The organism is Achromobacter sp. LC458 (assembly GCF_001005835.2).
Classification (GTDB): domain Bacteria; phylum Pseudomonadota; class Gammaproteobacteria; order Burkholderiales; family Burkholderiaceae_B; genus Achromobacter; species Achromobacter spanius_B.
Genome location: NZ_LBHW02000003.1, coordinates 206,032 through 223,618 on the forward strand (window position 1 = coordinate 206,032; position 17,587 = coordinate 223,618).

The 17,587-nt window shown below is 64.7% G+C and carries 14 protein-coding genes; 7 read left to right on the forward strand and 7 right to left on the reverse strand.

Translation table 11 applies throughout. The annotated features are described in order from the left end of the window. Positions 1–45 precede the first annotated feature (45 nt). Positions 46–597 carry an adenine phosphoribosyltransferase gene (locus tag YH64_RS04405; protein WP_046803090.1) on the forward strand — a complete coding sequence of 184 codons (552 nt, stop codon included), beginning with the start codon at positions 46–48 and terminating at the stop codon, positions 595–597. Positions 598–610: 13 nt separating this feature from the next. Here the strand turns inward: YH64_RS04405 and YH64_RS04410 are convergent, their stop codons facing one another. After that, on the reverse strand, positions 611–1,501 hold the full coding sequence (locus YH64_RS04410; RefSeq protein ID WP_046803091.1) for a LysR family transcriptional regulator: 891 nt from the start codon (positions 1,499–1,501) through the stop codon (positions 611–613). A 404-nt stretch (positions 1,502–1,905) separates the two neighbouring features. Here YH64_RS04410 and YH64_RS04415 point away from each other — a divergent pair, with 404 nt between their 5' ends. Next, positions 1,906–2,289 carry a DUF4148 domain-containing protein gene (locus YH64_RS04415; protein WP_046803092.1) on the forward strand — a complete coding sequence of 128 codons (384 nt, stop codon included), beginning with the start codon at positions 1,906–1,908 and terminating at the stop codon, positions 2,287–2,289. Positions 2,290–2,758: 469 nt separating this feature from the next. Next, positions 2,759–3,871: a porin gene (locus tag YH64_RS04420; RefSeq protein WP_046803093.1), complete on the forward strand. Its 1,113-nt coding sequence runs from the start codon at positions 2,759–2,761 to the stop codon at positions 3,869–3,871. A gap of 176 nt (positions 3,872–4,047) precedes the next feature. On the opposite strand, the gene ilvA is transcribed toward YH64_RS04420, so the two are convergent. After that, positions 4,048–5,556: a threonine ammonia-lyase, biosynthetic gene (ilvA, locus tag YH64_RS04425; protein WP_046803094.1), complete on the reverse strand. Its 1,509-nt coding sequence runs from the start codon at positions 5,554–5,556 to the stop codon at positions 4,048–4,050. Positions 5,557–5,713: 157 nt separating this feature from the next. Between ilvA and YH64_RS04430 the strand changes: the two genes are divergently transcribed. Continuing rightward, positions 5,714–6,250 carry a YqaA family protein gene (locus tag YH64_RS04430; protein WP_046803095.1) on the forward strand — a complete coding sequence of 179 codons (537 nt, stop codon included), beginning with the start codon at positions 5,714–5,716 and terminating at the stop codon, positions 6,248–6,250. A gap of 132 nt (positions 6,251–6,382) precedes the next feature. Then, positions 6,383–10,342, forward strand: coding sequence for an FAD/FMN-binding oxidoreductase (locus tag YH64_RS04435; protein ID WP_046803096.1), 3,960 nt, complete (start codon positions 6,383–6,385; stop codon positions 10,340–10,342). Positions 10,343–10,459: 117 nt separating this feature from the next. Here YH64_RS04435 and YH64_RS04440 read toward each other — a convergent pair whose 3' ends face one another. Both YH64_RS04440 and YH64_RS04445 read right to left on the reverse strand, forming a co-directional pair. Beyond that, on the reverse strand, positions 10,460–11,428 hold the full coding sequence (locus tag YH64_RS04440; protein ID WP_046803097.1) for a tripartite tricarboxylate transporter substrate binding protein: 969 nt from the start codon (positions 11,426–11,428) through the stop codon (positions 10,460–10,462). A 160-nt stretch (positions 11,429–11,588) separates the two neighbouring features. After that, a complete protein-coding gene (locus YH64_RS04445) occupies positions 11,589–12,308 on the reverse strand; it encodes a YggS family pyridoxal phosphate-dependent enzyme (RefSeq protein ID WP_046803098.1) in 720 nt (239 codons plus the stop codon). A gap of 200 nt (positions 12,309–12,508) precedes the next feature. Between YH64_RS04445 and YH64_RS04450 the strand changes: the two genes are divergently transcribed. Both YH64_RS04450 and YH64_RS04455 read left to right on the forward strand, forming a co-directional pair. Next, the gene (locus tag YH64_RS04450; protein ID WP_046803099.1) at positions 12,509–13,750 is read left to right on the forward strand and encodes a PLP-dependent aminotransferase family protein; all 1,242 of its coding nucleotides are present in this window, start codon (positions 12,509–12,511) and stop codon (positions 13,748–13,750) included. A 153-nt stretch (positions 13,751–13,903) separates the two neighbouring features. After that, on the forward strand, positions 13,904–14,920 hold the full coding sequence (locus tag YH64_RS04455; RefSeq protein WP_046803100.1) for an amino acid ABC transporter substrate-binding protein: 1,017 nt from the start codon (positions 13,904–13,906) through the stop codon (positions 14,918–14,920). Between the two features lie 51 nt (positions 14,921–14,971). Here the strand turns inward: YH64_RS04455 and YH64_RS04460 are convergent, their stop codons facing one another. The 3 genes from YH64_RS04460 to dprA form a co-directional block, all read right to left on the reverse strand. Next, complete coding sequence (locus tag YH64_RS04460) at positions 14,972–15,445, reverse strand: membrane protein (RefSeq protein WP_046803101.1); 474 nt, start codon at positions 15,443–15,445, stop codon at positions 14,972–14,974. Next, positions 15,442–16,350: a hydroxymethylglutaryl-CoA lyase gene (locus tag YH64_RS04465; RefSeq protein ID WP_046803102.1), complete on the reverse strand. Its 909-nt coding sequence runs from the start codon at positions 16,348–16,350 to the stop codon at positions 15,442–15,444. Before YH64_RS04465 ends, YH64_RS04460 begins: the two co-directional genes overlap by 4 nt. A gap of 122 nt (positions 16,351–16,472) precedes the next feature. Further along, positions 16,473–17,585: a DNA-processing protein DprA gene (gene dprA / locus YH64_RS04470; RefSeq protein ID WP_046803103.1), complete on the reverse strand. Its 1,113-nt coding sequence runs from the start codon at positions 17,583–17,585 to the stop codon at positions 16,473–16,475. Positions 17,586–17,587 lie beyond the last annotated feature (2 nt).

The following is a 17,587-nucleotide window of genomic DNA, read 5'->3' on the forward strand; positions in this document are numbered from 1 at the left end:
CAGGGTTATAGTTCGCCTTGCTTCAATTCTTCAGGCCCGCCTTTCATGCAGACCGACAACGCCGAGACCATCCGGCGCACCATCCGCAGCGTTCCGGACTGGCCCCAACCTGGTGTCATCTTCCGCGACATCACGCCCGTCCTGCAGGACCCGCGGGCGTTCCGGGTTTTGATCGATCTGTTCGTCTACCGCTATATGCGCCAACGCCTTGACCTGGTGGCCGGCATCGACGCGCGCGGCTTCATCGTGGGCAGCGTGCTGGCCTACGAGCTGAACCTGGGCTTTGTGCCCGTGCGCAAAAAGGGCAAGCTGCCTTTCCGCACCGTGGCCGAGGAATATTCGCTGGAATATGGCAATGCCGCCGTCGAGATGCACACGGACTCCGTGCGCACCGGCCAGCGCGTGCTGCTGGTCGACGACCTGATCGCCACGGGCGGCACCATGCTGGCGGCCATCAAGCTGTTGCAGCGACTGGGCGCCAACGTGGTCGAGGCCGCCGCGATTATCGACCTGCCCGATCTGGGGGGCTCGACCAAAGTGGCCGAAACCGGCACGCCGCTTTTCACCGTCTGTCAGTACGGCGCGGCCACGCCGTAAACGTCGCTCGCGCTTAGGAATCCGACAGCCTGGGCTGGATGAAATCCAGAAACGCCTTGGTCTTGGCGGGCAGCATGCGCGAGGGCAGCAACGCAAACAACGGCAGCGGCGTGAGGCTCCAGTCGGGCAGCACCCGCACCAGCCCAGACTGCTTGATGGCGCGTTCCATCGCGTCGAACACCAGCAGCGGCGTAATGCCCAGCCCCTGGCTGGCCAGCCGCCCCAACATGCCGACGTTGTTGGCCGACAGCCTGCCTGATACCTGCACGCGTTCCACCTTGTCTCCCGAATGCAGCATCCAGAACGACGATTCCTCGCGCATGGTGGGGCGCAGGCATTCGTGGTGCGTCAGGTCGCCCGGCACGCGCGGTTCGCCATAGCGCGCCAGATAATCCGGCGACGCGTACAACTGGTGCGCCATCAGGACGATCTTGCGCGAAATCAGGCTGGAATCGGGTTGCTGCCCAAAGCGCAGGATCAGGTCGAACGGATTGCTGATCGGATCGATCGGACGCATGCTCAGATCGAAATCGCATTCGATATCGGGATGCTGCTCGCGAAATTCGCTGATGACGGCCGGCAGGAACAGCTGGGCCAGGCTGGTCGGCAGCGAGATACGCAACCGCCCCTTGGGCTGCACCGCCATGTCCAGCAACTGGTCGTGCGCGATGCGTGCTTCTTCAACAATATGGCGGCAGCGTTCGAAATAGATAGCGCCGGCTTCGGTCAGGTCGATCTTGCGCGTGCTGCGGTTCAGCAACCGCATCCCCACGCTGCGTTCCAGTTCGCTGACACGGCGCGACAGCGTGGACGTTGGAATATTCAAGGCTTCGGCGGCGTGGCTGAAGTTCTTGCGCTTGGCGACTTCGACAAAAAGCGCGATGTCGTTAAGCTGGATATCCATGGGGTCCTCGACTCTGTAAATTCCATTTCTGGCAGGTTTGTATGATAAATGGATTTATTGTCCCGCCAGCTGAAATGTCTATTTCCTTGCGCTGAATATCGTCTTCCTGGTTCGTGCTGTCCGGTTTCGCCGGGCCGGCTTGCGGCAAGCTGAACGCCCGCAAGGCTTGCCACGCCCTGGCGCCGCTGTGACGTCCCAAGACTGCGGGCACGATTGCTCAAATATTGCACCGCTGGCGCCCGGTGCATCAGGCGATTGTCCCATCCGTGCAAATATGTTCACCAAATTAAGGGTTTTTACTAAGCCGGATTTTCCAGATACTTCGTCCCAGCAATCAAACAGTCACATCGCGGCTGCCATTCTGGCGCCGGACGCTGTGCAAGGTTTAGGATGGAGTCATCACAATGAAAGCCCTAGCAACCGCACTCATGGTTACCGCAACCCTGGTTGGCATGACCGCCGCCCACGCCGATGGCAAGACGCGTGAACAGGTCCAACAAGAACTGCAAGCCGCCAAGGCCGCCGGCCAGGTCACGTTTGGTGAACTGGACTACCCGCCCGCCACGGTGCAGCAAACCGGTCTGACGCGCGACCAGGTTCAGCAAGAACTGCAAAGCGCCAAGGCCGCAGGCCAAGTCACCACCGCTGAACTGGACTACCCGCCCCGCGCCACCGTGTCGCAATCCGGTGGCAAGACGCGTGAGCAGGTCCGCCAGGAACTGGCCGAAGCCAAGGCGCGCGGCGAATACACCTTTGGCGAATTGGACTACCCGCCCAAGGGCAAGTAAGCCCGCCGATTGTGTTGTTGCACTACCCGTACCCGCTGGTCACGAAAAAAACCCCTTGAGACGCCAAGGGGTTTTTTATTCGCCGGTCATCTGTGTCGGCACGTCCAAAGCCCCGTCCAGTGTGGCGTTTTTGCCGCATAACTGGTCGGCGCGCACAACAAGTGCTGTCGGGAAATTCTGGCGCATTGAACATCGATACGCGGCGCGCCACGCAATGGCGAGCAAACATTCGCATTTATTTTCAAGGCCTTAAGCGCACCGCCGCACTGCGCTGCACCGCTGTCGCGGCCGCATTATCCCAACCATGGAAAGTAGTTCGTCGAAATCCGTGTTACTTCGCGTTGCAGCACGCCGGACACTAGCGTCAGTGCAGACGCCGCTTGCGAATCGCAGCGGCACGCAGCAGGCCCGCCGTTTGGGCGTGGCCGTTGCGCATGCCTTTTCATCTCGCCATTTTGGGGTAACTGTTATGAAGAAGACGCTATTGGCCGTCGCGTTGCTGGCAGGCTTTGCCAGTGCCGCGCAAGCCGCCGACTCCGTGACGCTGTACGGCTTGATCGACGCCGGTATCGGCTACGAACAAGTGAAGTTCAACGGTGTGAAGCAAAGCCGTATCGGCGGCGTGCAGGGCGTGAGCAGTGGCTCGCGCTTCGGCCTGCGCGGCACGGAAGACCTGGGCGACGGCCTGCGCGCCGTGTTCACTTTGGAAGGCGGCTTTGGCCCGATGAACGGCAAGTCGGCCCAGAACGGCCGCCTGTTCGGTCGTCAAGCCACGGTGGGCCTGGACAGCGATTCCTGGGGTCGCCTGGAATTCGGTCGTCAAACGAACCTGGCCTCGAAGTACTTTGGCTCCATCGACCCGTTCTCGATCAGCTACAACACCGCCAACATGGGTACGACGTTCGGCAGCGCCAACACGATGCGCCTGGACAACATGGTGCTGTATCAAACGCCCAGCCTGGGCGGCTTCAAGGCCGGCGTCGGCTATTCGTTCAGCGCGGATGACACCGTCAGCGACACCACGCAGACCGGCTTTGCCACGGGCAACAACAACCGCGTGCTGACCGTTGGCGCGCAGTACGTGAATGGCCCGCTGAACCTGGCCGCCGCATACGACCGCTTCGACCCGACCAACGATCGCGTTGGCGGCAAGAGCGCCGCGCGCATCCAGGAATACATCGTGGGTGGTTCGTACGACTTTGAAGTCGTGAAGCTGGCTGCCGCATTTGGCCAGACGCGCGACGGCTGGTTCGTGGGCCAGAACATGGGCACCACGCCGGAAGGCATGAACAACCTGGGTTCGTTCAAGCTGGCCGATGGCTTTCGCGCCAACTCGTACATGATCGGCGCCACCGTGCCGTTGGGCCGTCACGCCATCTTCGGTTCGTGGCAGCGCGCCACCCCCGGCAACGACAAGCTGACGGGCGATGACGCCACGTTCAACGTGTACAGCCTGGGCTACACCTACGACTTCACCAAGCGCACCAACCTGTACGCGTACGCCTCCTACGGCGACAACTACGCGTTCCAGCGCGACGCACGCGACACCGCCGTCGCCGTGGGCTTGCGCCACCGCTTCTAATCGGCGGGACGCCTGGCTGAACCCTGCTGAATGCGCGGCTTATCTCCGTAGGCCGCCGAGTGACAGCGAGCCCCCCCTTGGGGTTCGGCCGGGCGTCTTTGACGGACAGAAGGGAAGGGCCTCCAGATGGAGGCCCTCTCGCATTGTGGGCAGCGTGTTGCGGGGTAGCGCGTTGTCTACAGGAACAGCTTGTAGGCCGGGTTCTCGGTCTCGTTCCAGTGGGGATAGCCCAGTTCGGCCACAAAAGCGCGGAACTGTTTCTTGTCGGCGGGCGGCACCTGGATGCCGATCAGGATGCGGCCATAGTCGGCGCCCTGGTTGCGATAGTGGAACAGGCTGATGTTCCAGTCCGGATTCATCGCGTTCAAAAAACGCATCAGCGCGCCCGGGCGCTCGGGGAATTCAAAGCGGTACAGCAGTTCGTTGCGCGCCAGCGCCGACCGGCCGCCCACCATGTGGCGCAAGTGCGTCTTGGCCATTTCGTCGTGCGTCAGGTCCAGCGTGTCAAAACCGTGGCGGCGGAAATTGGCGGCGATCTTGTCGGGCTCGGCGGCCGAGGACACCTGGATGCCCACGAACACATGCGCGCGGTCCGCATCGGAAATCCGGTAGTTGAACTCGGTCACGCTGCGTTCGCCCACCAGTTCACAGAAGCGGCGGAAGCTGCCGCGTTGCTCGGGCATGGTTACGGCGAAGACGGCTTCGCGCATTTCGCCGACTTCGGCGCGTTCAGCCACAAAGCGCAGGCGGTCGAAGTTCATGTTGGCGCCGCAGGCGATCGCTACCAGCGTCTTGCCCTTCAGGTGGTGTTCGGCGGCGTATTGCTTGGCGCCGGCCACGGCCATGGCGCCCGCCGGTTCCAACACGCTGCGCGTGTCCTGGAACACGTCCTTGATCGCGGCGCAGATCGAATCCGTGTTGACCACGACAAAGTCGTCCACGTATTGACGCGTCAGCTTGAAGGTTTCGGCGCCCACCATCTTGACGGCGGTGCCGTCCGAGAACAGCCCGACGTCGTTGAGCTGCACGCGGCGGCCGGCGCGCACGCTGCGCAGCATGGCGTCGGAGTCTTCAGTCTGCACGCCGATGATCTTGATTTCGGGGCGCAACTGCTTGATATAGGCCGCCACGCCCGAGATCAATCCGCCGCCGCCGATGGCCACGAAGATGGCGTCGATGGGGCCGGGGTGCTGGCGCAGAATTTCCATGCCCACCGTGCCCTGGCCCGCGATCACGTCGGGGTCGTCAAAGGGGTGGACGAAGGTCAGCTTTTCTTTTTTCTCAAGGGTTTGCGCGTGTGCGAAGGCGTCGGTGAAGCTTTCACCGGCCAGCACCACTTCGCCACCCAGCCGGCGCACCGCGTCCACCTTCACTTGGGGGCTGGTCGTGGGCATGACGATGACCGCGCGGCAGCCCAGCCGGCTGGCCGCCAGCGCCACGCCCTGGGCATGGTTGCCGGCCGACGCTGCGATCACGCCGCGGTTCAGCGCGGCGGCCGGCAGGTTGGCCATCTTGTTATAGGCGCCGCGCAGCTTGAAGCTGAACACGGCCTGGGTGTCTTCACGCTTGAGCAGCACCGTGTTCGACATGCGCGCGGACAGCTGGGGCGCCACCTCCAGCGGCGATTCCACCGCCACGTCGTAAACCTTCGAAGTCAGGATGCGTTTCAGATAATCAGTGGACATGGGCCGCGCAAAGAAGCAAAAGTGAGGATTGGGCGAGATTATTGCAGGGAAAGCCGCGTCGCCCGACAGGTTTCTGGTTGCGATGCCGCGACGTGGACGCGCGGGCCGGTTCGATTCCTGATCGTCATTTCCCTGCGCGCGGCTACACTCGCTCCTCATGGAAGAAAGCCTCTTATCCGCTGTTCACTGGTTGCTGGGAATGTTGGCGCTGCCCTCGGTGGGCCTGTCCGCCATCTTCACGGTGTCGTTGATATCCGCCACCTTGCTGCCGCTGGGCTCCGAGCCGGCGGTGTTCGGCTTCATCAAGCTGGCGCCCGACATGTTTTGGCCCGCCATCCTGGTGGCTACGGCCGGCAACACCGTGGGGGGGGCGGTCAGCTACTGGATGGGCGTGGGCGCCGAAAAAGCCGTGCAACGGTGGAAGGAAAAGCACCCGCACCCGCATCCGGACGCCACCGAGGGCGGGCGCATGCGTGGCCGCTGGAACGAACGCGCGCATGACTGGCTGCACCGCATGGGTCCTCCCGCGCTGCTCTTGTCGTGGCTGCCCGCCGTGGGCGATCCGCTGTGCGCCGTGGCCGGCTGGTTGCGCTTGTCGTTCTGGCCGTGCGTGCTCTATATGGCCATCGGCAAATTCCTGCGCTACCTGGCCATGACGGCCAGCCTGCTGTGGTTCTTCCCAGGCCAGATCTAAGCACCGACTTTCAATTTAATCGGGGACGGTATATATCGTTTTCCCCGCGCCATTGGCCGGCTTCCTAAGGGTATTAGGGGTCAAGTCCGGCCAATGGCATAAAATAATTTTTTATGGGCCCCTCTTGCCGCCATGAACGCCCCACTCGCTAGCCACATCTTGAACGGGGCGATGCCGCCCGCCGCTCCCGCGCGATTGCGCGAAATCCCCTACAACTACACGTCGTTTTCCGACCGCGAGATTGTCGGCCGGCTGTTGGGCGATGACGCCTGGAGCCTGCTGTCCGACCTGCGCGGCGAACGCCGCACCGGCCGCTCTGCGCGGATGCTGTACGAAGTGCTGGGCGATATCTGGGTGGTGCGCCGCAACCCGTACTTGCAGGACGACCTGCTGGACAACCCCAAGCGCCGCAAGCAGCTGATCGACGCGCTGCATCACCGCCTGAGTGAAATCGATCGCCGCCGCGAGCCGGGCTCGCCCACGGAAGAAGGCCACGACCCGCATCGCGATGAAAAGGTCGTCGGCTTGCTGGCCCGCGCCCGTTCCGCCATTGCCGCCTTCGAAGGCGAATTCGACCAGACCACCATGATGCGCAAGCAGGCGCAGAAGGTGCTGGGCCGCATCACCGCGCGCGACAACATCAAGTTCGACGGCCTGTCGCGCGTATCCCACGTGACGGACGCCACCGACTGGCGCGTGGAATACCCGTTCGTGGTGCTGACCCCCGATTCCGAAGACGAAATCGCCGCGCTGGTCACTGCCTGTATCGAACTGGGCCTGACCATCGTGCCGCGCGGCGGCGGCACCGGCTACACGGGCGGCGCCATCCCGCTGACCTGGAAGTCGGCCGTCATCAACACCGAGAAATTCGACAAGCTGGGCAAGGTCGAGTCCTGTATCTTGCCGGGCCTGACCGAGCCCGTGGCCGTCATCCATGCTGGCGCCGGCGTCGTCACCAAGCGCGTTTCCGAAGCGGCCGAGGCCGCCGGTTTCGTGTTCGCCGTGGACCCGACTTCGGCCGAAGCCTCGTGCGTGGGCGGCAACATCGCCATGAACGCGGGCGGCAAGAAGGCCGTGCTGTGGGGCACCGCGCTGGACAACCTGGCCTGGTGGCGCATGGTGGACCCGGACGGTAACTGGCTGGAAGTCACCCGCCTGGAACACAACATGGGCAAGATCCATGACGTGGAAACGGCACGCTTCGAACTCAAGTGGTTCGACGGCAAGGGCAAGCCTGGCGAGCGCCTGCTGAGAACCGAGCTGCTTGAAATCAAGGGCCGGGTGTTCCGCAAGGAAGGCCTGGGCAAGGACGTTACCGACAAGTTCCTGGCCGGCTTGCCCGGCATTCAGAAAGAAGGCTGCGACGGCCTGATCACGTCGGCGCGCTGGGTGCTGCACCGCATGCCGCGCCACACGCGCACGGTCTGTATGGAATTCTTCGGGCAGGCGCGCGACGCCATCCCGTCGATTGTCGAGGTCAAGGGCTATCTGGACGGCGAAGGCAAGGCGCGCGGCGCCATCCTGGCCGGCCTGGAACACCTGGACGAGCGCTATCTGCGCGCGGTCGGCTACGCCACCAAGAGCAAGCGCGGCGTGCTGCCCAAGATGGTGCTGATCGGTGACATCGTTGGCGACGATGACGACGCCGTGGCGGCTGCCGCGAGCGAAGTCGTGCGCCTGGCCAACACGCGCCATGGCGAAGGCTTCGTGGCCGTCAGCCCCGAGGCGCGCAAGAAGTTCTGGCTGGACCGCTCGCGCACCGCCGCGATTGCGCGCCACACCAACGCCTTCAAGATCAACGAAGACGTGGTGATCCCGCTGCCCCGCATGGGCGAATACACGGATCACATCGAACGCATCAATATCGAACTGTCGACCAGCAACAAGCTCAAGCTGCTGGGCGCGCTGGATGCCTACCTGTGCACGCCGCTGCCGGTGGGCAAGGCCGACGACGCCGATATCGAAAGCACCCGCGCCGAAGTGCTGGCGGACCGCACGCGCCAGGCCCTTGAGCTGCTGGGCAGCGTGCGCCAGCGCTGGCAATGGCTGCTGGACAACCTGGACCTGCCGCTGGCGCAGGCGCTGCCCGAACTGCAAGCACTGGGCCTGGGCGACGTCCACGCCACGCTGACCGACCGCCTGGCCGCGCAGCCCACCGCGCGCGTGTTCGACGTGGTGCAGGACCGCACCATCCGCGTGTCCTGGAAGACCGAAGTGCTGGCCGGCCTGCAACGCACGTTCTCGGGCGCGTCGTACAAGAAGATCGTCGACGAACTCATCGCCATCCACGGCCGCGTGTTGAAAAGCCGCGTGTTCGTCGCGCTGCACATGCACGCCGGCGACGGCAACGTGCACACCAACATCCCGGTCAACTCGGACGACTACGAAATGCTGCGCGAGGCCCATCAGGCCGTCGACCGCATCATGCAGATCGCCCGCGACCTGGACGGTGTGATCTCGGGCGAACACGGCATCGGCCTGACCAAGTACGAATTCCTGACCGAAGCCGAACTGGCGCCGTTCCAGGACTACAAGCGTCGCGTCGACCCCAACGGCCACTTCAACGCCGGCAAGCTGATGCCGGGCGCCGACCTGCGCCACGCCTGGACGCCCAGCTTCAACCTGATGGGCCACGAGTCGCTGATCATGCAGCAAAGCGACATCGGCGCCATCTCGGAATCCATCAAGGACTGCCTGCGTTGCGGCAAGTGCAAGCCGGTGTGCGCCACCCACGTGCCGCGCGCCAACCTGCTGTATTCGCCCCGCAACAAGATCCTGGCCACCTCCTTGCTGGTGGAAGCCTTCCTGTACGAAGAGCAGACCCGCCGCGGCGTCAGCCTGAAGCACTGGGAAGAATTCGAAGACGTGGCCGACCACTGCACGGTCTGCCACAAGTGCTACAACCCCTGTCCGGTCGATATCGACTTTGGCGACGTGTCGATGAACATGCGCGCCGTGCTGCGCCGCATGGGCCGCAAGTCGTTCAACCCGGGCACGGCCAGCGCCATGTTCTTCCTGAACGCCAAGGACCCGGCCACCATCAACGCCACGCGCAAGGCGATGGTGGGCGTGGGCTACAAGGTGCAGCGCGCGGCGCACGATCTGTTTTCGGGCCTGGTGAAAAAGCAGACGGCCAAGCCGCCGGCCACCGTGGGCAAGCCGCCGCTGCGCGAGCAGGTCATTCACTTCGTGAACAAGAAGATGCCCGGCGGGCTGCCCAAGCAGGCGGCGCGCAAGCTGCTGGACATTGAAGACGCCAACTACGTGCCGATCATTCGTGACCCCAAGGCCACGACCGCCGACACCGAAGCCGTGTTCTATTTCCCCGGCTGCGGTTCCGAACGCCTGTTCTCGCAAGTGGGCCTGGCCACGCAAGCCATGCTGTGGCACGCCGGCGTGCAGACCGTCTTGCCGCCGGGCTACCTGTGCTGCGGCTACCCCCAGCGCGGCAACGGCATGACCGACAAGGCCGAGCAGATCATTACCGACAACCGGGTGCTGTTCCACCGGGTCGCCAACACGCTGAACTACCTGGACATCAAGACCGTGGTGGTCAGCTGCGGCACCTGCTACGACCAGCTGTCGGGCTATGAATTCGACAAGATCTTCCCGGGTTGCCGTCTGATCGACATCCACGAGTACCTGCTGGAAAAGGGCATCAAGCTGGAAGGCGCCAAGGGCGTGCGCTACATGTATCACGACCCCTGCCACACCCCGATGAAGCTGCAAGAGCCGATGAAGACGGTTCGCGCCCTGGTCGGCGACGACGCCATCAAGAGCGACCGCTGCTGCGGGGAGTCGGGCACGTTGGCGGTCAGCCGGCCCGACATTTCCACGCAGGTGCGCTTCCGCAAACAGGAAGAGCTGCTCAAGGGCGACGCCGCGCTGCGTGGCGACGGCTTCGCGGGCGACGTGAAGGTGCTGACGTCCTGCCCGTCGTGCTTGCAAGGCTTGTCGCGCTATGAAGGCGACGTCAAGATGGAAGCCGACTACATCGTTGTCGAAATGGCCCGCCACATCCTGGGCGAAGGCTGGATGGAAGACTACGTGAAACGCGCCAACGCCGGCGGCATCGAGCGCGTGCTGGTCTAAGGCGGCCAGCGCCTGGCCCCATGAAAAAACCCGCGTTCATCGCTGAACGCGGGTTTTTTATTGCCTTGCCGAATCCACGAATCCACGCATCACGGATCACAGATCACGGATTGCGGATTACTCCAGCTTGATATTGGCCTTCTTGATCACGTCGGCCCAGGCGCTGCGCTCTTGTTCGGCATAGGCCTTGAAGTCCTGCGCGGACATCGGCATCGGGATCACGCCCATGTCCAGCATCTTTTGCGACACGGCGGCGCTTTTCAGCGTGGCGTCCAGGTCGGCCGACAGCTTTTTCACCACCGCTTCCGGCACGCCGGCCGGGCCTACCAGGCCTTGCCAGGCGTAGGCCGTGAAGTTGGCCACGCCCTGTTCCGCCATGGTCGGCGTGTCGGGCAAGACCGACACGCGTTCCGGCGTGGCGGCGGCCAGCACGCGCAGCTTGCCGGCCTTGACGTTGGGCAGGCCCGAGGCCAGGTCGATGAACATCACGTCCACCTGTCCGCCCAGCAGGTCCTGAATGGCGGGGGCCGCGCCCTTGTAGGGCACGTGCAGCAGGTTGGCGCCGGTGCGCTGCTTGAACAGTTCAAGCGCCAGATGGTGCGGCGAACCCGCGCCGGCCGATGCGGCGGTCAGCTTACCCGGCTCTTTCTTGGCGGCATCCAGCACGTCCTGCACCGACTTGTACGGCGAATTCACGTTCACGGCCAGCAGCAGCGGAAACTTGGCAATGCCGCCGATGTAGGTGAACTTGGCCGGGTCGTAGGACAGCTTGGCGTACAGCGACGAGTTGAACGCCAGGGTGCCCGAGTCCGCCGTTCCTACCATGTAGCCGGTGGGGTCGGCCTGGGCGATGGCGGTGGCGCCGATGATGGTGGCCGCGCCGGGGCGGTTTTCCACCACGATGGTCTGGCCCAACGATTTTTCCAGGCTGCTGGCGACCGTACGCGCCACCACATCGGTGCCGCCCCCGGCCGGGTACGGCACGATCCAGCGGACGGGTTGCGTGGGCCACGATTGGGCGGATGCCGTGGCGGCGGCCAACGACAGGGTGGCCAGCGCCAACAGGCGCCGTGTGGAATGTTGCATGGGGTGTCTCCTCGTGCGGGATCAAAGTTTGAGCGCGACGCGGGCGGTCGTGTTCTGCGCCGTCGGTTCGCGTCGCTATTTTTTGCGCCGCTATTATGCTCGCGTTCGACGTGAAAAGGGGGCCGTCCGGCCCCCCGTTTTCCCGCAGCACGTGGCCCCGTTACTGTGGGTCGGGGTAGGTACGGGCGCCGAATATCGCCGTGCCGATGCGCACTTCGGTCGAGCCTTCCTCGATAGCCAATTCGAAATCGCCGCTCATGCCCATCGACAGGCGGTCCAGCGACACGCCCTCGATGTTTTCGGCGCGCAGGCTGTCGCGCAGCGTGCGCAGGGCGCGAAAGCAGGCCCGCACTGGTTCCGGATCGGGCGAGTTGACGGCCAGCGTCATCAGTCCCTTGACATGCAACGTAGGAAATTCCGCCGCGATGCGCCGCAGGAACGCCGACACGTCTTCAGGCGCCATGCCGAACTTGCTGGGCTCGGAAGACGTTTTCACCTGGATCAGCACGTCCAGCGTGCGGCCTTCGGTCAGCAGGCGGCGATGCAAGGCTTCGGCCAGGTCGACGCGGTCCAGCGATTGCACTTCGGTGGCGTCGCGCGCGGCGTCCTTGGCCTTGTTCGTCTGCAAATGGCCAATCAGCACCCATTGCAGGCCCTGGCCGGCCAGCGCTGCCGCCTTCTGTCGGATTTCCTGCGTTTTGTTCTCGCCAAAACGCGTCATGCCCAGCGCCATGGCTTCGCGGATCGCGTCCACCTCGAAGGTCTTGCTGACGGGCAGCAGCACCACGCTGTCCGGGCTGCGCCCGGCCCGCGCGCAGGCGTCGGCGATGCGTTGGTGGATGTGGGCAATGCGCCCGGCCATGGTGTCTTCGACGGTCATGCAGCTCTCTTGCAGGAACAGGATGTCCCATAGTGTAGGACTGCGCGCGCTCGTTTCGCCACACGATGCGCGCCAGTCGTTGACCCTGCGTAATACGCAGGCTTAGAATTTGCGGAGATTTGTTTATATTTCAATGTTCTATGCCCTCCGGCGCCGCCCCAGCGGGCGACACGGTTTCCCACCTTCCCCAGTCTCCCGCCATGTCCAGCGCTGCGCCAGAATACGCCTTTGCCACGCCTTTCCTGAATCCCCCCGCTTCCCCCATCCGGTCCTTGATGCCCTACGCGTTGCGCCCCGGCACCATTTCGCTGGCCGGCGGCTACCCCGCTCAGGAGCTGTTTGACGTTGAAGGCTTGTCGGTGGCGTCCACCCAGGTCATGTCGCGGCTGGGCGCCTGCCTGCAATATTCCAACATCGATGGCCAAGCCAGCCTGCGTAACGAGCTGGCGCGCCTGTCCGCCGCACGCGGCCTGCACTGCAATGCCGACACCGAGCTGGTTGTGACGGGCGGGTCGCAGCAGGCGCTGGCGCTGCTGACGCGCGTGATGCTGCAACCCGGCGACCACGCCATCATTGAATCGCCCGCGTTCCCCAATTCCGTGCAGGCGTTGCGCTACACGGGCGCCACCGTGCACACCGTGGCATCCGGCCCGGACGGCATCGACGTGGACGCGTTGGACGAACTGGCCGCGCGGGTCAAGCCGAAGATGGTCTGCGTCGTGGCCTCGTTCTCGAACCCTTGCGGCGCCACCATCTCGCGCCAGCGCCGTCTGCGCTTGCTGGAACTGGCGGTCAAGCACCGCTTCCTGATCGTTGAAGACGACCCGTACAGCGAGTTGCGCTTTGCCGGCGAAGCCGTGCCGCCCATCGCGGCCCTGGCGGAAGGCGAAGCCCGCCACTGGGCGGTGTACCTGGCCAGCATGTCCAAGACCATGGCGCCCGCGCTGCGCATCGGCTGGCTGATCGCCCCGCCGGAAATCCGCCGCCGCTGCGTCAGCGCCAAGGCGGCCGACGATATGGCCTCGTCGGCGTGGATCCAGGAAGTGGTGGCGCAGTACCTGGCCAACGGCCGCTACGACGAACACGTGCCGCGCATTCGCGCCGCCTATGGCCTGCGCTGCGACGCGATGGCCCAGGCGTTGGCGCGCGAACTGGACGGCCGCGTCAGCTTCAGCAAGCCCGAAGGCGGCATGTTCTTCTGGGCGCGGCTGACGGGCGATGTGGACGCCACGCGCCTGTTGCCGTATGCGATTGAACACGAAGTGGTTTATGTGCCCGGCAAGGCGTTCTACGCCAATGTCGAACAGGCCGACCTGTTTGCCATGCGCATGTCGTTTGCCACCATGAACGAAGCGCAAATTGCCCAGGGCATGGTGCGCCTGGGTCGCGCGCTGGACGCGTGCGAAGCGAACGAGCCGGTGTCGATTTCGTTGGCGGCGTAGGGCACCCGGTAACCGGGCGGCGCAGCGCAACCCCACCAGCGGGCGGCGCTGCGCATACCTAAATAAGCGCTTGTTATTTGGCGCGGGCGCTTCATGTCTATAAGCTTCTTGCCTCGGCGCGTCCGCGCGCCCGGTACAACAGGAATCCAGGTCATGAACATTGCAAAAGGGTTGGTGGGCGCGGCGCTATTGGTAGCGGTGGCGCAGGGCGCGCAAGCGGCAACGGTAGACGTCGTGCGCCAGCGCGGCGCCGTGGCTTGCGGCACGACCACGGGCTTTGCCGGCTTTTCAGCGCCCGACGCGCAAGGCAAGTGGCAAGGGCTGGACGTGGACCTTTGCCGCGCCATCGCCGCAGCGGTTTTTGGCGATGCCAACAAGATCAAGGTGGTGCCGCTGAATTCGCAGCAGCGCTTCACCGCGTTGCAATCCGGCGAAGTGGACGTGTTGACCCGCAACACCACCGTCACGCAGCAGCGCGACACGGCGCTGGGCATCATCCACGCCGGCATCAACTTCTACGACGGCCAGGGCTTTCTGGTGCCCAAGTCGCTGGGCGTGAAAAGCGCCAAGGACATCAACGGCGCAACCATCTGCCTGCAAACGGGCACGTCCAACGAGAACACGTTGGCCGACTGGGCGCGCGCCAACAACGTCACGTACAAGCCGGTGGTGATCGAAACGTTCAACGAAGTGGTCAACGCCTTCGCGGCGGGTCGTTGCGACGTGTTCTCGACGGACGCGTCGGGCCTGGCGTCGATCCGTATCTCCAAGCTGCAAAATCCGGACGACTACGTCGTGCTGCCCGAGATCATTTCCAAGGAACCGCTGGGCCCATTCGTGCGCCAGGGTGACGATACGTGGCTGAACATCGTGCGCTGGTCGCTGTCGGCAATGATCGAAGCCGAAGAATACGGCGTCACGTCCAAGAACGTGGACGAGCAACTAAAAAGCGCCAACCCGAACATCAAGCGCATTCTGGGTGTCACGCCCGGCAGTGGCGCGAACCTGGGCCTGGACGAAAAATGGGCCTACAACATCGTCAAGCAGGTGGGCAATTACGGCGAGAGCTTTGAACGGAACGTGGGCGAAGGCAGCCCGCTGAAGATCAAGCGCGGCCTGAATGCGCAATGGACGCAAGGCGGCTTGATGTACGCGCTGCCGATCCGCTGATCGGCCGGGTTACAGGGTTGCGGCAACGCCGCACCCTGCCTTCCCAGCCCGTCATCCGCGCCGATACAGCTGCGCGATCTTCACAAAGGCCGCGCGCAGTTCGCGCGTGCCGCCCTGGATGATGACGGGTTTGCCTCGGTGCGTGAATATCACCAGGCGCTTGGAAAACAGCATGGGCACAAAGCGTGCATAGCGCACGTCGTCCCATGCCACTTCGCGACGCGTGAACCAGGATTGGCGCAGGCCACGATCGTCGATCGTGGTGATCGACGTCTGCATGTGCCAGGACACGAACAGCAGCCCCACAAAGCACAGCACCACGACCACCGCCAGCACCGTGTCGAACGGCTGCGCGGGCGCGCGAATCGCGGTGGTGACCACCTGCACGCCCAGCACCGCCAGGATGACCCAGGCCAGAATGCGGACCCAGTCGGGCCAGGCCTGGCCCGACAACGGCAACGGGCCGATCTCGCGCAGCAGGGCCGCGCGATCTTCAAGAGTCGGGGCGGGGCCAGGCGAGGTCATGCCGCCCGTTTGGCCGCGATGGCATTGCCCGCGCGGCTGGAACCCTTGCGGTTCAGGTTGGCCGACATCCACTGGCCGATATCGACCACGGCGTCGAAGTCCACGCCCGTGTCGATGTCCAGCCCGCGCAGCATGTACAGCACGTCTTCGGTGGCGACGTTGCCCGTGGCGCCCTTGGCGTAGGGGCAGCCGCCCAGGCCGGCAACCGACGTATGGAAGATCGAGATGCCGGTTTCCAACGCGGCCAGGATGTTGGCCAGCGCCTGGCCGTAGGTGTCATGGAAATGGCCGGACACGCGCGCCGGATCGACCACGCGGGTCACGGCCGTCATCACGTCGCGCACCCGCTGCGGCGTGCCCACGCCAATGGTGTCGGCCACGTCGATTTCATCCACCTGCATTGCCAGGTAGCGCTGCGCCACGTCCACCACCGACGCAATCGGAACCTCGCCTTGATACGGACAGCCCAGCGCGCAGCTGATGCTGCCGCGCACGCGGATGCCGGCGTCGCGCGCGGCTTGCACCACGGGCTCGAAGCGGGCGATGGATTCCGCGATGGAGCAGTTGATGTTCTTTTGCGAAAACGCTTCGCTGGCGGCGCCAAAGATGACGATTTCATCCGCGCCGGCGGCCAGCGCGCCTTCAAAGCCCTTCATGTTCGGCGTCAGCACGGAATAGATCGTGCCCGGGCGGCGTTCGATGCGCGCCATGACGTCGGCGCCGTCGGCCATCTGCGGCACCCACTTGGGCGACACGAACGACGCGGCTTCCACATTGGGGAAGCCCGCGGCGGACAGGCGGTTGACCAGCTCGACCTTGATGTCGGTCGGCACGAATTCCTTTTCATTTTGCAGACCGTCGCGGGGCGACACTTCGACGATCTTCACGCGGGAGGGCAAAGCCATGTCTCTTCCTGGTTCGATTTGGGTGACGCGTCGCGCAACGCTGCGGCGCCATCGACAATATTAGCGCCATCGCCGCGCGCCGGGCTTGTGCGCGGGGCCGGGTGTCGGGCCATGGGATGACCCTATTTCAAACGTTGGTAGCGGCCGTCATCCAGACGGGCGAGCCGGCCCTCTAATTCCAGCTGAACCAGCTGCGCCTGCAGGTCGCCGATGGCGATGTTGGATCGCGTCTGGATGGCATCCACGTGCAGCGGGTCGTAACCCATGGCATCCAGCACGGGGTGGTCCGGCAATGACGGTGGCGGGGGCGGCGCGCGGCGACTGGCGGGCGTGGGCCCGCCGCCCAGTTCATCGGTAATGTCAGCCGCGGTTTCCACCAGCTTTGCGCCCTGCCGAATCAAGGCATGGCAACCGCGCGACAACGGCGAGTGGATCGAGCCGGGGATGGCAAACACTTCGCGCCCGCTTTCGCCGGCCAGCCGCGCCGTGATGAGCGAGCCGCTTTGCTTGGCCGCTTCCACCACCAGCACGCCGCGAGCCAGGCCCGCCACGATGCGGTTGCGCTTGGGGAAGTGGGGCGGCAAGGCGCCCGTGCCAAGGGGGAATTCAGACGCCAGCGCGCCGTTGCCGGCGATGCGGTGGGCAAGGTCGCGGTGGCGAGCGGGGTAGATGCGGTCAATGCCGGTGCCCATGACGGCGACGGTGCCCGCGCCATCGGAGCCGGCGTCCAGCGCGCCTTCGTGCGCGGCCGCGTCGATGCCCAGCGCCAGGCCGCTGACGACGCGCCAGCCGTGGCCGGCCAGGTGGCGGGCAAACGCGCGCGCGGTTTCCTGGCCGCCGGGCGTGGCATTGCGCGCGCCCACCACGGCCAGCGATGGGCCTTGCAGATAGGCCGGATCGCCCACCACGTACAACAGAATGGGCGGGTCGGCGATGGTCAGCAGGCTTTGGGGATAGGTCGGGTCCGCCAGCGTCACGATGTGGCGGTGGGGCGCATCCACCCATTGCAGCGCGGCGTCCACCTGCGCCGCCATGTCGGCCGGCATGGCGGCGGCCAGCTGGCGCGCCAGCGCATCGGGCAAGTGGCGGGCGAGGGCAGTCGCCCGCTGGGCGTAGATCTGCTCGGGCAGGCCCAGCGCGCTCAGCAGCGTACAGGCGGTAGCGGAACCCACGTTGGGCTCCAGGGACAGCCGCAACCAGGCGGACAGTTCGGCGGACGTATGCGTAAGCGGCATGA

Excerpts from the sequence above, each read along its gene's own strand:
- YH64_RS04405 (WP_046803090.1), top strand. The coding sequence starts at position 46 with ATGCAGACCGACAACGCCGAGACCATCCGGCGCACCATCCGCAGCGTT.
- YH64_RS04410 (WP_046803091.1), bottom strand. The coding sequence starts at position 1,501 with ATGGATATCCAGCTTAACGACATCGCGCTTTTTGTCGAAGTCGCCAAG.
- YH64_RS04415 (WP_046803092.1), top strand. The coding sequence starts at position 1,906 with ATGAAAGCCCTAGCAACCGCACTCATGGTTACCGCAACCCTGGTTGGC.
- YH64_RS04420 (WP_046803093.1), top strand. The coding sequence starts at position 2,759 with ATGAAGAAGACGCTATTGGCCGTCGCGTTGCTGGCAGGCTTTGCCAGT.
- ilvA (WP_046803094.1), bottom strand. The coding sequence starts at position 5,556 with ATGTCCACTGATTATCTGAAACGCATCCTGACTTCGAAGGTTTACGAC.
- YH64_RS04430 (WP_046803095.1), top strand. The coding sequence starts at position 5,714 with ATGGAAGAAAGCCTCTTATCCGCTGTTCACTGGTTGCTGGGAATGTTG.
- YH64_RS04435 (WP_046803096.1), top strand. The coding sequence starts at position 6,383 with ATGAACGCCCCACTCGCTAGCCACATCTTGAACGGGGCGATGCCGCCC.
- YH64_RS04440 (WP_046803097.1), bottom strand. The coding sequence starts at position 11,428 with ATGCAACATTCCACACGGCGCCTGTTGGCGCTGGCCACCCTGTCGTTG.
- YH64_RS04445 (WP_046803098.1), bottom strand. The coding sequence starts at position 12,308 with ATGACCGTCGAAGACACCATGGCCGGGCGCATTGCCCACATCCACCAA.
- YH64_RS04450 (WP_046803099.1), top strand. The coding sequence starts at position 12,509 with ATGTCCAGCGCTGCGCCAGAATACGCCTTTGCCACGCCTTTCCTGAAT.
- YH64_RS04455 (WP_046803100.1), top strand. The coding sequence starts at position 13,904 with ATGAACATTGCAAAAGGGTTGGTGGGCGCGGCGCTATTGGTAGCGGTG.
- YH64_RS04460 (WP_046803101.1), bottom strand. The coding sequence starts at position 15,445 with ATGACCTCGCCTGGCCCCGCCCCGACTCTTGAAGATCGCGCGGCCCTG.
- YH64_RS04465 (WP_046803102.1), bottom strand. The coding sequence starts at position 16,350 with ATGGCTTTGCCCTCCCGCGTGAAGATCGTCGAAGTGTCGCCCCGCGAC.
- dprA (WP_046803103.1), bottom strand. The coding sequence starts at position 17,585 with ATGCCGCTTACGCATACGTCCGCCGAACTGTCCGCCTGGTTGCGGCTG.